At 64.7% G+C, this 14,349-nt stretch carries 9 protein-coding genes and 1 pseudogene; 5 read left to right on the top strand and 5 right to left on the bottom strand.

The features are described from left to right. The first annotated feature begins 180 nt into the window (after positions 1-180). The 4 genes from SALB1_RS17720 to SALB1_RS17705 all read left to right on the top strand — a co-directional run bounded on the left by SALB1_RS17720 (position 181) and on the right by SALB1_RS17705 (position 3,823). Positions 181-450, top strand: a complete 270-nt coding sequence (locus SALB1_RS17720; protein ID WP_109995056.1) for an acyl-CoA-binding protein — start codon at positions 181-183, stop codon at positions 448-450. A gap of 123 nt (positions 451-573) precedes the next feature. Then, positions 574-1,410 carry an NAD-dependent protein deacetylase gene (locus SALB1_RS17715; protein ID WP_109995055.1) on the top strand — a complete coding sequence of 279 codons (837 nt, stop codon included), beginning with the start codon at positions 574-576 and terminating at the stop codon, positions 1,408-1,410. 189 nt (positions 1,411-1,599) lie between these two features. Continuing rightward, positions 1,600-2,526, top strand: coding sequence for an ROK family protein (locus SALB1_RS17710; RefSeq protein ID WP_109995054.1), 927 nt, complete (start codon positions 1,600-1,602; stop codon positions 2,524-2,526). Positions 2,527-2,596: 70 nt separating this feature from the next. After that, the gene (locus SALB1_RS17705; protein ID WP_109995053.1) at positions 2,597-3,823 is read left to right on the top strand and encodes an acetyl-CoA carboxylase biotin carboxylase subunit family protein; all 1,227 of its coding nucleotides are present in this window, start codon (positions 2,597-2,599) and stop codon (positions 3,821-3,823) included. Positions 3,824-3,893: 70 nt separating this feature from the next. Here SALB1_RS17705 and SALB1_RS17700 read toward each other — a convergent pair whose 3' ends face one another. From SALB1_RS17700 to SALB1_RS17680, 5 genes and pseudogenes are all read right to left on the bottom strand, one after another. After that, positions 3,894-5,870, bottom strand: coding sequence for a hypothetical protein (locus SALB1_RS17700; RefSeq protein ID WP_145961378.1), 1,977 nt, complete (start codon positions 5,868-5,870; stop codon positions 3,894-3,896). 306 nt (positions 5,871-6,176) lie between these two features. After that, positions 6,177-7,220, bottom strand: coding sequence for an aliphatic amidase (locus SALB1_RS17695; RefSeq protein WP_109995051.1), 1,044 nt, complete (start codon positions 7,218-7,220; stop codon positions 6,177-6,179). A gap of 59 nt (positions 7,221-7,279) precedes the next feature. After that, entirely contained in the window at positions 7,280-7,612 is a 333-nt protein-coding gene (locus tag SALB1_RS17690; RefSeq protein WP_109995050.1) for a zinc ribbon domain-containing protein, read from the bottom strand. Positions 7,613-7,619: 7 nt separating this feature from the next. Further along, positions 7,620-8,853: pseudogene (gene fmdA / locus SALB1_RS17685) on the bottom strand (formamidase). A gap of 75 nt (positions 8,854-8,928) precedes the next feature. Further along, positions 8,929-10,590: a cytosine permease gene (locus tag SALB1_RS17680; protein WP_109995049.1), complete on the bottom strand. Its 1,662-nt coding sequence runs from the start codon at positions 10,588-10,590 to the stop codon at positions 8,929-8,931. A 331-nt stretch (positions 10,591-10,921) separates the two neighbouring features. Here SALB1_RS17680 and SALB1_RS17675 point away from each other — a divergent pair, with 331 nt between their 5' ends. After that, on the top strand, positions 10,922-14,347 hold the full coding sequence (locus SALB1_RS17675) for a response regulator (RefSeq protein WP_109995048.1): 3,426 nt from the start codon (positions 10,922-10,924) through the stop codon (positions 14,345-14,347). Positions 14,348-14,349 lie beyond the last annotated feature (2 nt).

The following is a 14,349-nucleotide window of genomic DNA, read 5'->3' as shown; positions in this document are numbered from 1 at the left end:
GACAAGCGCTGTTTTGCGGCAATCCAGCGTTGTAGCTCTCTCGCGTAGAACGACTACGCCACATTCGCTACGCCTCGTCTTGCCGCAAAACAGCGCTTGGCGCGGACTCGCACGAAACGGCAACAGGCCCTAGACTCGGCGGACCGACGCGACGATGGCCCATCGGGCCGAGGAGAATCCATGGCGGATCTGCAAGCTGAATTCGAACAGGCCCAGAAGGATGTCGAGACGCTGTCCACGCGTCCGAGCAACGCCGACCTGCTGGCGCTGTATGCGCACTACAAACAGGCCACGGTAGGCGATGTTTCCGGCAAGCGGCCGGGTGTCACCGATTTCAAGGGCCGGGCCAAGTACGATGCGTGGGCCAAACTCAAGGGGATGGCGGCCGATAAGGCGAAGCAGGGTTACGTGACCAAAGTCGGGGCGCTGCTGGACGCCGAGCGCGACTGATCGGCGCCGGGCTTGTATCGTGAGCCGGCGCGCCGTCATTGCCCGCGGTCCTGTGGCATTCGAACATGGCGGGGCGCGTCCTTGCCGCTACCCGGAGGCGTCGTGACTGAAATCGATGTGTTGATGGAGCCGGCAGAGACCACCCGGACGGTGCATGTTGAGCGGTTGCGCGACTTCGTATCCCGCCATCGCCGGCTGTTCGTCCTGACCGGCGCCGGCATGAGCACCGATTCCGGTATTCCGGACTATCGCGACCGCGACGGCGGCTGGAAGGGGGCACGCCCGATCCAGCATCAGGCGTTCATCTCTCAGCTTTCGAAGCGCCGTCGTTACTGGGCACGCAGCATGGCCGGCTGGCCGCCCGTGGCGCGGGCCCGGCCCAATCCCGGCCATCGCGCCCTGGCACGGCTGGGGGCGGCCGGGCGGCTGTCGCTGCTGGTGACGCAGAATGTCGATGGCCTGCATCAGGCCGCAGGCAGTGGTAGCGTGGTCGATCTGCACGGCCGGCTCGATCGCGTGGTCTGCCTGGACTGCGGGACCCGCCTGTCACGCCACCGGGTGCAGGATATGCTGGTCGAGGCCAACCGCGGTTGGTTGCACGATGCCGCCGCCATGCGCCCCGATGGCGATATCGAGCTTGGCGACGTCGATTACCAGCGGTTCAATGTGCCGGACTGCCCTCTGTGCAGCGGGATCCTCAAACCGGACGTGGTGTTTTTCGGTGGCGCCGTACCCAGGCCGCGTGTCGAGCGGGCCTGGGCCGGGCTGGCCGGGGCCGAGGCCGTGCTGGTATCCGGATCTTCGCTGATGGTGTGGTCCGGCTTTCGCTTCGTCCGCGAAGCCGCGGTGCGCGGGCTGCCGATCATGGCGATCAATCGGGGGCGTACCCGGGCCGACGATCTGATTACGCACAAGATCGACGACGACTGCGGCGCGCTGCTGGACGCAGCGATCGACTAGAACCAGGCGCGCCGACGGTGTCCGCTCCGCGGGGCCTCGGTTCCGGTCGACGCACCGGCCCAAACCGCTGTATGGCGCATCGCAAGTCCTGCGGCGGACGCCTACACTGACCGGGTAATTTCGACAACCCAAGCCGATGTGTCGTGATCAATTCGTGTGTGCTCGCCGTGGTGCGGCGGGGGCCCGCCCGTGAGCCCCAGTGACCTGCGCCTGGGGATCGATCTCGGTTGCTCGCGCCTCACCGGGGCGATCGTGGATGCCGATCATCGCGTGCATGCCGAACGGCGTCTGGCGGTGCCGGTCGGGGATTATTCCGCCACGGTGGCCGCGATTGTCGAGATGGTCGGCATTCTGGAGTCCGATGTCGGTATCGAGGGCCTGCCGGTCGGTGTGGCGACGCCGGGGCGCCTCAATGCGAGCCGACATCTGATATGCGGCTCGCATGCCGACTGGTTGAACAATCGCCCGCTGCCGCGGGATCTCGCCGCGACCCTCGGGCGCAACGTGCGTACGGCGCACAAGGCGGGTTGCCTGGCCGGGGCCGAACAGCGCAGCGGGGGGAGCGCAGGCGCGCGCCGGGTGTTCGCCGCCGTTCTCGGTAGCGGCGTATCCGGCGCGCTGATGATTGACGGCCGGCTCGTCGGCGGCGCGAACGGGTTCGCCGGCGCCTGGGGACACAATAGTCTGCCCTGGCCGAGCGCCGCCGAGATGCGCGGTGCCCCGACTTGCGGCTGCGGGCTGAGCGGCTGTATCGAAGCGTGGTTGTCCGGACCCGGGATGAGTCGCGATCACGAGCGCCGGGGCGGCCACGCGCTCGCCGCGCCCGATATCGTGGCACGGGCCGAGGCCGGGGAGCGCCTGGCCGGCATAACCCTGCGCGATTGGCTGGCGCGCAGTGCGCGGGCATTCGCGATGGTCATCAATCTGATCGAGCCCGAAATCATCGTGGTCGGCGGTGGGCTGTCGCGTATTCGCTGGCTGTACAGCGAAGTCCCCAAGATCTGGGCACGCCACTGCGCCACCGACGATCTACGGACCACCCTCGTGCCGGCCGCGCACGGCGAGGTCTCGATCGCTTGCGGAGCGGCCTTGCTGTGGCCGGAGCCCGGCGCATGAACACAGGGATTACCAGCGTATCGGCGGGCCTGTGCTAGGGTGGGGTAACGATTCGTTCCACGGAGCCGACATGGCGGAGAAGAATCCCGATAAAGGTTACATAGCCCTGCTGGGCTGGGCGCCGGGGGCTATCGAAGCTGCCGATAAATTCGATCGACGCTATGTGGTTGTTGCGCCTGAATGGGCCGAGGACTATTGCCAGCAGCACGATATTCCCTATGTGCCCTGGAACTTCGAGCGTTTGAACGATCGCTCGATGGAGATTGCCGAACGGCTCAAGGAAATGGGCGTCGACGCGGCGGTGCCGCTGTTCGAGGAAGTCGTCGAATGGGCCGGGGCGATCAACGCGGTGTTGATGGACAACCCGCGCCTGCACGGCCAGGCCGTGCTGTTTCGCGACAAGGCATTGATGAAGCGTCGGGCCCAGTTGGGCGGCATCCGGGTCGGTATTTTCGAGGAAGCGCACGAAAAGGACGACGTCTATCGCTTTTTCAAGCGCGTCAACCAGACGCTGCTCAAGCTCGACGGCGACATCGACGATCCGATTCATCTCAAGGCCTTCGACAAGGCCGGTTGTCTCGGTCATCGCATGATCCGGACTGCCGAGGAGATCGAGCAGATTCCCGAGGCCGAATACCCGCTGCTGATGGAAAGCCATCTGGATGGCTGGGAGTTTGCGGTCGAGGCCTGGGTCTGGAATGGCAAGATCCAGTTCCTGAACATCTCGGAATACGTCACGCTCGGCTACTCCGTGTTCGTGCCGGCCACGCCCGAGCTGGAATCCTGGCGCCACCTGATCACGCAGCAGATCGAACTGTTGATCAAGACCTTCGACATCCAGTTCGGCCAGATTCATCCGGAATACTTCGTTACCTCGGATGGCACGATGTATTTCGGTGAGGTCGCTTATCGTCCGCCGGGCTTCAAGGCGTTCGAGCTTATCGAGCGCGCGTATGGCTTCAATGCCTATCAGGCGTCCATGCTGGTGTTCGATCCGAAGACCACGGCGGAAGAGGTCGAGGATTTCTTCCCCGAGCCGGTGACCGATGCCAAGGGCTATGCCGGCTGTTTCGGCGTATATCCGCGCAAGCGCGTGGTCTCCAAGCTGGAGATCCCGGACGAAGTATCCGAACACGAATACTTCGACTACCACGAGTTGACCGCGCCGATGCAGGAAACCGTGACCAAGCGCAACGCCTTCGGTACGCACTGGGGCCTGATCTTCTATTTCGGTGACGATCCGCATCGCATGCGGGACTGGCTGAAACACAACGAAGAGCTGGATTTCTACGTCTAGGACCGGGTCGTGCCGGCCCCGGCCGGCCACGACGACGCCGCGGATCGATCATATCGGTCCGCGGCGTCTTTCATTCGAGCCAGGTGAATCGCGCGCCCCAGCTGGCCGCGACCAATTCCCGGATGGCGTCCACGTCGGCCTCGGGCACCGCCGCCGGATCGCCGGTGGCGTGGCCGTGGTAATGGAAGACGTACAGACGCGACGCGAACTGGCCGAACGGCAGCGACGATTCGCCGGCGAGCTCGCCGGCACCGGCGGTCGAGGTTTCGATCCCTTGACCCCAGTTCTGCCCCTTGTCGCGATTCGGATTGAAGAAATAGACCCGCCAGATACCGCCCGGATCGCGCGCCACGCGCTGGATCGATATGGCATGCCAGCCGATATAGCTGCCGGCGGCGTCGGTGGCGGCGATACCGCAGGGCTGGGCGTATTCCACCTCGCGTCCGCCGTTGAACGTGGGGTGGTAACTGGCATGGAACAGGCGAATGAAAGCCTCGAATTGGGCGATGCCGCCAGCGGCCAGGTCGATCAATTCGGCGAAATCCGGCGCAACCCAGGCGCCGTGCATTTCGCGGTTGACCCAGCGATGACCGTCGCCGGGGCGAAGCGCGGTGCGCCGACCCATCTCGACATAGATGCGATCCAGATGCGGCGTGAGCACGAGCGATACCGGATCGAGCTCGGTGTGCAGCGTTTTGGCCATGCCGAGTCCGGTTTCGCTGGCCCGGATCGGCTGGTTCTCGAAGTCGAACACCAGGTCGTTCGTTTCGCTGGCCTCGATCAGCAGTGCCAGTAAACGGGCCGGATCGTTGCAGCTCCACAGGCAGCTCGCGCGGGCCGCCTGACAGGTGGGGTTGAAACCCTGATCGATACCGCGGGGCTGGCCGAGTACTGCGATGGCGCCGGCGACAAGACGTGGCATCGCCGGTACGCGCGGATCGGTCTCGGTCAAGGCGTGCGCGACGCGCGGATGAAGCGCGAGCCGGGTCAGGCGGTCCAGCCCCGGCAGCACCGTATCCAGCCGGGCCATGCCGTCGTTCAGCAGTCGCGACAGCCCGTAAATCGCCGACGCGGTGGATTGCATCACGCTGATCTGAATCAGCGTTTCGATTGCATCGGAATGCCTGGCCCAGGCGGCCTGGCCGGTAGCGTCGAGATCCAGTGCGACCGGCAGGAGTGCCGGTGCGGCCCGGCACAGATGCTGCGCCAGATCGGCGTGCGCCGGGCAGACCAGGCCGTGGCGCGTCATCGAACGACCGAAAACGGCGGCTTCGGCCGCCAGTGCGCGGTCGTCGAGTTCGGCGAGTGCCGCCGGATAGTCGTCGCGGCTCACCCGGGTGGTGAGTTCGGTCGGTGCACGTAACGCCCGGAGCCACGGCGTGGCACGGGCGGCGGCGGCGTCATCGACATCACCCGTGGCAAGAGCCCGCTCGGCAGCGACCAGCAGTGATGTCACCCGCCCCAGGGCGATTGGGCGCTGCGCCATGACGCGTTCGACCTCGGCGACGAGGGCGTCGAGGATCGCGCCCGCGCCAACGCGGGCGAACAAAAAGTCGAACAGCGTTTGCGCGCGGTCGAGTGTTGCGTTGTGTGTGTCGCGCGTGGCTTCGGTGGCCACGGGGAACAGCAAATCGAGATTCGCGGCGAGGATCTCGCACAGAAGCGCGCGGGCGGCGTCGGCCGTGAGCCGGTCGCTCGTCGCGATCCGTTCGGCGATCGCCAGCAGGCGGAGCTCGCTCAGGCTTTCCAACGTGGCATCGGCGCCGCCAGCGCGCAGCGTCGGCCCGGCCAGGGCCGGCTCGAGTTGCCCCGGATCCAGCCAGTCGCCGCCCAGAAAAACCCCGGCCGTATCGAATCGCGGGGCGAACGAGTACAGGGCCTCGACGCCCGCGGGGGTGCGCAGCAACTTCTGCGCACGGCCCAGCAACTGGATTTGATGCGTGAGTTTGGAAAACGAAGGCGCCGTGGACAGGCGTTCGAGCGTCTGCTCGAAATCATCGATATAGCGCGCTTGAAGATGTCCTGTACTGGCCATCGATTGCGACAAGCAAATCTCCCGGCGTAGGGCGATCACGCGTCGCCGAGCGGTATCGGCTGGCCCGGGATCGGCCGCTGCGAGTGTTACCGCGACGGTACCATAGCCATGGCATGACGCCCGGGGCGGCTGGCGGCGAACGGGCGGCCATCGGTGCGCATTCGCTGCGTGGTCGCGTTCACGATGCAAAGCCGACTGTTGCCCACGCATCGGATGGGCGCAGCTGCGCCCATCCACATCAATTCAGCCGGCGCAGCCCATATTCATCGGACCTGGCGGGAAGTCGCCGGCCTGCTTCTGCGCGGCACGGCGATCCGCTCAGCCGTCGGTGCCGGTACGCCCGGTCGTGGGCAGATCCTTGACCGGGCACTGATCGGTGCCGACCGCCGGGCGCGTCAGCGCCTCGACGCGCTGTTGCGTGGCCGCCGGATCGTTGATCCAGTCGCGATAGAAGGTGAACGGGCATTCGGCCACGCCCTGTTCGCCGTCACCGGAATCGTGAACGCCGGTGTAACCGCGATGCAGCAGCTTGAACAAATGATTTTGCGATTGATCGTGGGCCCGCGCGTCGCGAATCGCCGAGACCGACAGCTGGGCGTATTGAATGCCGTTTTCCTCGGTGCCGCACTCGCCGAGGGTCCGGCCGTCGAAGCCGATGATCGCCGAATGGCCGAAGTAGGAATACACGCCGTCGAAGCCGGCGGCGTTGGCCACGGCAACATACGAATTGTTCGCCCAGGCCATGCACTTGGACATCATGATCTGCTGTTCCTTGGCCGGGTACATATAGCCCTGGCAACGAATGATCAGCTCCGCGCCCTTCATGGCGCAGTCGCGCCAGATCTCGGGATAGTTGCCGTCGTCGCAGATGATCAGGCTGATCTTGAGGCCCTTGGGCCCCTCGCAGACATAGGTGTCGTCGCCCGGATACCAGCCCTCGATCGGACACCAGGGAATGCACTTGCGATATTTCTGCACGATCTCACCCTGATTGTTCATCAGGATCAGCGTGTTGTAAGGGGATTTTTTCGGGTGCTCTTCGTGCCGCTCGCCAGTAATCGAGAACACGCCCCAAGTATCGGCTTCGCGGCAAGCAGCCGCGAAGATCTCGGTCTCGTCGCCCGGAATGGGCGACGCCGTCGCCATCATCTCGTCGGCGTCGTACATGATCCCGTGGGTCGAGTATTCGGGAAAGATGACCAGGTCCATGCCCGGCAAACCCACCTTCATGCCCTTGACCATTTCCGCGATCTTGCGTGCGTTGTCAGCGACCTGCTCGCGGGTATGCAGGCGCGGCATTTTGTAGTTGACCACCGCGACGCCGACGGTGTCGGCGCTGCTGGAAATATCTCCGTGTCTCATGTTCGTTCTCCGTCAGAGCGCGTAGCGAGCCGCGCATGGCTGGGGTGTTGATGGCCCGATCAGTGGCTGATCATCCAGGGGCGATGATCGGTTCGAGTTCGGGTCGGCGGCGTCGAACCGGCCGGCCGGCGGGCTGTCGAGCAGCAGCCGCATCCAGCCGGATGGCCGCCGCCGTAGGTGGCGGATGTATGCGGTGAATGCGCGCTGCGCTCGTTGGTTTCGTGCGCCACGCGGGTGGCTTTGGATACGCGTGAGACACGTGGCGCAGAGAGAATCACGCGGCGCGACGCGATGCCGCAGCTCGGGCAGTCGCCGGGCGCCTGCGACTCGGCCATGGGCCGCATCGCCGAAAAGCCGCCGCAGTTGGGACAGTCGAATTCGTAGATCGGCATGGCAGGCCTACGCGTCGTATGCGATCGGCATGTCCACCGATCCGTCCAGGCGTTTTGTCGGGCCATCGGCGCCGGGGCTGATATCGAACTCGAAGATCTCCTGCGGCAGCCAGAGCGTGGCGCAGGCGTTGGGAATATCGACCACGCCGCTGATGTGGCCCTGAATGGGCGCGACGCCCAGAATCGAATGTGCCTGGGCGCGCGAATAGCCGAACTGGGTCATATACTCGATCGCGTTCAGGCAGGCTTGGCGGTAGGCGACGTTGACGTCCAGATAGTGCTGCTGCCCGGTTTCGTTCACCGAGATGCCCTCGAAGATCAGGTAGTCCTGGTAGTTCGGGGTGATCGGGCTGGGCTTGAAGATCGGCGACTTGATGCCGTACTTGGCCATGCCGTTCTTGATCAGCTCGACCTTCATGTGCACCCAGCCGCCGGCCATTTCGATCGCGCCGCAGAAGGTGATTTCGCCGTCGCCCTGGCTGAAGTGCAGATCGCCGACCGACAGCCCGCCGCCGTCGACATAGACCGGGAAATAGATCTTCGAGCCGCGCGACAGATCCTTGATGTCGACGTTGCCGCCGTGTTCACGGGGCGGCACCGTGCGTGCGCCCTCGGCAGCGGCTTTCTTCAGGGCATCGCCGCTCAGAGCACCCATGTGCGCGGTGTGCGGGGCCGGTGGATTGGCCAGCGGCGGGACGCGCTCCGGATCCGTCGCGATCAGGTCGGCTTCGCGTTTGTTCCAGGTGTCGAGCAATTCCTGGCTGGGCAGGCAGCCGATCAGCCCCGGGTGGACGAGTCCCGCGAAGCGCACCCCCGGCACGTGGCGCGAGGTGGTGTACAGGCCGTGAAAATCCCAGATCGACTTCTGGGCATAGGGGAAGTGATCGGTCAGGAACCCGCCGCCGTTCTGTTTCGAGAAAAAAACCGTTGAAGCCCCATTCGGCGCCCTTGAGTGCGCCGATGTCGAGTAGATCGACCACCAGCAGGTCGCCGGCTTCGGCGCCTTTCACACCGACCGGGCCGGACAAGTAATGCACCGTGGACAGATCGACGTCGCGCACGTCAGACGCGTCGTCGTTGTTGGCGATCGCGCCCGAGGTCCAGTCGTAGGTTTCCAGAATGAAATCGTCGCCCGGGCTGACCCAGCAGGCCATCGGAATATCGGGATGCCAGCGGTTGTGGGTCTGCGGGTTGTGGGTGGCGTGGGTATCGAGATCGACCTTGATCAGGGTGTCCGTCATGGCTCAGTTTCCTGCGATGAAAAGAATAGGGGTAAGGACCGGCCGCCGGCGCATGCAGCCGGCGGCCCGGCCGATTTAGGCGGTCTGCGTGCGGGCGGTGGCCGCGGCCGGCTGTTCCTTGCACACGTCATGACAGGCGCCTTCCAGCGAGCAGCACAGCGAGCAGATCGGTCCGGTGTGGAACGGGCAATACACCATGTCCTTCTTCTCGTATTCGTACTCGCAGGAGATGCAGGCGATCATCGAGGCGTGCTCATGCTCACGCAGCTCTTTCTCCGAGGTGCGGGCCAGGTAGTACTTGCCCTGGGTGAGCAGGCAGACGATCGGCGAGGCCACGAACGCCAGGCCCAGCGCGATGAAGCAGGAGTAGGACTGGGCATAGGCGCCGAAGTAGCCGAAAAAGGCAATCACCGAGATTACCGAGGCGAACATCATCGAACCGAAGCCGACCGGATTGAAGTTGTACAGATGCGCGCGCTTGAACTCGATGTAGGACGGGCTGAGCTTCAGGATCGGCTTGTTGATCACCAGATCCGCGGTCACCGCACCGATCCAGGCCACCGCCACGTTGGAATAAAAGCCGAGGATATGACCCAGCACGGCGAACATGTTGGCTTCCATCAGCGCCAGCGCGATGCCGACGTTGAAGAACACATAGACCACGCGGCCCGGATGACTGTGCAGAATGCGCGAGAAGAAGTTCGACCAGGACAGTGAACCCGAGTAGGCGTTGGTGACGTTGATCTTGACCTGCGACAGCAGCACGAAGAAGGTCGCGATCGACAGGGCCACGAACGGGCTCGAGAACATGTAGCTGAAGCCCGATACATACATATGGATCGGCTGGTCGGCCTGGGACAGCGACGTGCCGTTGGCCACCGATACCGAGGCGAAGAACGAGCCCATCCACTGCTTGAGCGCGCCCAGAATCACCCAGCCCGGGCCGGCCGCCAGCACCGCGAACCACCACTTGCCGCGATTGGCGCGGGTCTTGTCGGGCATGAAGCGCAGATAGTCTGCCTGCTCGCCGATCTGGGCGATCAGTGACAGCGCGATACCGGCCGCGGTGCCGAACAGCAACGGGTCGAAGCCGGCATGGCTCGGCGAGTTGCCGCCGAAGTGCACCCAGTCGGCGATCGCATGCGGCTTGCCAAACAGCACGGCGATCGGCGGGGTGAACAGCAGGATCAGCCAGATCGGCTGCGTCCACATCTGCAGCTTCGACAACAGGCTCATGCCGAACACCACCAGCGGGATGATCACGATCGCACCCAGCAGATAGCCGATCGCCAGCGGTATGCCGAAATACAGATTCAGTGCCTGGCCCATGATCGAGCCTTCGAGGGCGAAGAATATGAAGGTGAAGCTGGCGTAGATCACCGACGTGATGGTGGAGCCGAGATAGCCGAAGCCGGCGCCGCGCGTCAGCAGGTCGACGTCGACGTTGTAGCGCGCTGAGTAGTAGGCAATCGGGATGCCGGTCAGAAAGATGATCACCGCCGCCGCGAAAATACCCCAGAACGCGTTCATGAAGCCGAACTGCACCGCCAGCGAACCGCCGATGGCCTGATCGGCCATATAGGCGATGCCGCCGAGCGCGGCGGTTGCCACCGCGTATTCCGACCAGGTGCGGAAGGATTTCGGCGCATAGCGCAGCGAATAGTCCTCCAGCACCGGGTTGCTCACCCATTTGTTGAAGGTGCGATTGCGCCCCCCTTCGTTTACCACGCTACTCATTATCGTCTCCGTTGATGTCGACCCGAGTTGCCGGCGGCGTCGTACCGAGCCCGCCGGTGTTGTGACGCGACCGCGGCCGGCCCGGTGCCGCTGGGCGTTGCCGGTCGCTCGGTCCGGTGCCGGCGGTTTGCGTCGTTTGTTCCATGAACGCCGGGCGCGCTGATCGAGCGCCCGGCTCGGTATCGAGACTGGCGCAAGCGACGGGGCCGGCATATACGCCGATCAACGCAGTGGCCTACGTCATTCGACGTAGTGGTTGGCGCGTTTCCTGCAGGATCGGGACGGTACGATCGAAACTCGTTCGATCGGTCGCAGGAAGGGGTGGCACAACATGTCGATGGGGCCTCAACGCGTCGTCAAGATCCGCCGGGCCTACAATCGCTGGGTGGGCGACGAGACGCTCGAGGACTACGCGCTGCGCTTCACGGCGCGCTCGTCTCGCAAATGGTCGGAACTGCGCATCGCCAATACGGCCCTGGGCGGCATCTCGTTCCTGGTGCTGGAGGCGATCGGTGCCGTACTCATGCTGCGCTACGGGTTCGTCAACACGGCCTGGGCGATCGTCGTGGTCTGTATCGCGATTTTCGTCGTCGGCCTGCCGATCAGCTATACCGCGGCGCGCTACGGCGTGGACATCGACCTGCTGACCCGCGGTGCCGGCTTCGGCTATCTCGGCTCCACGCTCACTTCGCTGATCTACGCCAGCTTCACCTTCCTGTTCTTCGCGCTTGAAGCGACCATCATGGGTCAGGCGCTATCGCTGTATTTCGATATCACGCTGCCGCTGGCCTATCTGATCAGCGCGCTGGCGATCATTCCGCTGGTGACCTTCGGCATCACCGCGATCAACCGTTTGCAGTGGTTCACCCAGCCGCTATGGCTGACCCTGCTGGTGTTGCCCTATGTGTTCATCGCCGTGCGTCAGCCGTCGGCATTCTCGGCGTTTCAACGCTATATCGGGCAGCAGGCCTCGGGCTCGTTCGACTGGATCGCTTTCGGTTCGGCCTGCGGGATTGCGCTGGCGCTGATCGGGCAGATCGGCGAGCAGGTCGACTATCTACGCTTTCTGCCCGAGCGCGGCCCGGGTAACCGCATCCGCTGGTGGGCGGCGGTGATCGGTGCGGGGCCGGGCTGGGTGGTGCTCGGCGGCCTGAAGATGTTCGGCGGGGCGCTGTTGGCGTTTCTCGCCCTACAGCACCAGCTGCCGTATGCGCGCGCGACCGAACCGACCCATATGTACGACGTGGCTTTCGGTTATGTGTTCTCGTCGCCGGGGCTCGCGATGGCGGCGACGGTGCTGTTCGTCATCGTCTCGCAGGTCAAGATCAACGTGACCAACGCCTATGCCGGTTCGCTGGCGTGGTCCAATTTCTTCGCCCGGGTTACCCGCAGCCATCCCGGGCGCGTGGTCTGGCTGGTGTTCAACGTCCTGATCGCATTGATTCTGCTCGAGATGGGCGTGTTTCACGCGATCGAGCGCGTGCTTGGGCTGTACGCGAATGTAGCGGCGGCCTGGTTCGGCGCCCTGGCGGCGGACCTGATGATCAACAAGCCGCTCGGTCTGTCGCCACCGGGCATCGAGTTCAAGCGCGCGCATCTATACGACGTGAACCCGGTCGGGATCGGGGCGTTTCTTCTGGCGAGCGCGGTTTCGCTGACCGCCTATGGCGGTGTTTTCGGCGTGGCCGGCCGTGCCGCGGCGCCGGCGATCGCGCTTGTGGGTGCATTTGCCACGGCGCCCGTGATCGCCTGGCTCACCGGCGGCCGGTTCTATCTCGCGCGCACGCCCGCCGCCGCGGCGCAACTCGCGGATGATGGCACCCGGCACGCGCGCTGCGTGCTATGCAACAACCGCTTCGAGACCGACGATATGGCCGCTTGCCCGGCCTATGCCGGGCCCATCTGTTCGTTGTGTTGCAGTCTCGACATGCGATGTGGCGACCGCTGCCGGCCGCGTGCGCATGCCGCCGCTCAGCTCGACGGCCTGTTGCAACGTATGCTGCCGAGTGCCTTGATGCCGCATCTGTATACGCGGCTGGCGCGCTACGGCGTGGTGCTGGTGGCGTTGTCGGTCGTGCTCGTGGGCGCACTGGTCGCGGTCTATAGCCAGATTACGCCGCTGGTGGACAGCGCCGAGCGCCATCAGTTGTGGGCGATCTTCCTGCGCACTTTTTTCCTGATGCTGGTGCCGGTCGGCATCCTGGCCTGGTGGCTGGTCCTGGCGCGCGAGGCGCGCAATGTGGCGCAGCACGAGTCCTCGCGCCAGACCCGGTTACTGATGCGCGAGGTCGCGGCACACAAACGGACGGATGCCAAGCTGGCGCGGGCCAAAGCCGAGGCCGAGTCGGCCAACCGCGCCAAGAGCCGTTACGTCTCCGGATTGAGCCACGAACTGCGCACCCCGCTGAACAACGTGCTGGGCTATACCCAGCTGTTGATGCGCGAGCCCGACATGGCGCCCGCGCATGCCGACAAGCTCGCTACCATCCAGCGCAGCGGCGAGCATCTGCTTGCCCTGGTGGATGGCCTGCTGGATATCGCCCGTATCGAAGCCGGACGTATATCGCTGCATGTCGGTGAGATCGACATGCCCGCATTGCTCGATCAGCTGGATGCCATGTTCGCGCCGCAGGCGCTCGCCAAGGGCCTGGATTTTTCCATCGAAACCTCGCAGCGGGTGCCGGACACGGTGCGCGGAGACCTGCAACGGCTGCGTCAGATCCTGATCAATCTGATCGGCAACGCGATTCGTTTCACGCTCACCGGGGAGGTATGTGTACGCGTGAACTATGCCTCGGAAGTGGCGGCATTCGAGATTATCGACACCGGGCCGGGCATTGCGCCCGACAAACGCGAGCAGATCTTCCTGCCGTTCGAGCGTGTGGCCCAAGGCGGCGACGGCGGCGTGGGTGCCGGGCTCGGCCTGACCATCTGTCGGTTGCTCACCCAGTTGATGGGCGGCGATCTGACGGTAAGCTCGAATGCACCGAACGGTTCGCGCTTCGCGCTGCGTGTGTTTTTGCCCAATTGCGCGCGCCCGGCCGGCGAGCGTGCGCCCGCGCAGCCGATCGTTGGCTACGCAGGGGCGCGACGGCACCTGCTGGTGGTCGATGACCGAGCGGATCAGCGCGGCATTTTGCGTGCCGCGCTCGAGCCGCTGGGTTTTGCACTGAATGAGTGCGCGAACGGTGCCGATGCGCTCCACTGGTTGGCCACCGAGCGCACTGATTTGATCCTCATGGACGTCGCCATACCGGGTATGGACGGTTTCGAGACGGCCCGCATGATTCGCGAGCGGCACCTGAGCGCCGCGCCCGTGCTGGTGGTTTCGGCCAATGCCTATGCCGATAACATCGCGCGCAGTCGTATGGCCGGCTGTGATGCGTTTCTGGCCAAACCGATCAATCTCGCCGAGCTTTTCAATCGGCTGGCAGAGTTATTGCATTTGCAATGGCAGCGACGCGAGCCAGATGCGCCGCCCGACGTGCCCGCGCGAACCACAGCTCGATCCCGTGTGATCGACAGGGCACCGTCGAACACGGTCGACCCGTTGCCGGTCCCGCTGGCCCAGCGGCTGACGAGCGCTATCGATATCGGGCACATGGCGGGCGTCCTGGCCGAAATTGCCGCGATCGAGACCGCGCACCCGCAATATGCGCCGCAGCTGGCCGATCTGCGTGACGCCGCGCGCCGGCACGAATTGATACGCCTGCGCCGCCTGGCCGACGAGAGCCGGGCGCGCGCCGCGCAGGACTGAAA

The sequence above is a fragment of the Salinisphaera sp. LB1 genome (assembly GCF_003177035.1).
In the GTDB taxonomy this organism is placed as follows: Bacteria; Pseudomonadota; Gammaproteobacteria; order Nevskiales; family Salinisphaeraceae; genus Salinisphaera.
The sequence above is the reverse complement of the archived record's forward strand: the minus strand, read 5'-3'. Positions and strand labels throughout refer to the sequence as shown.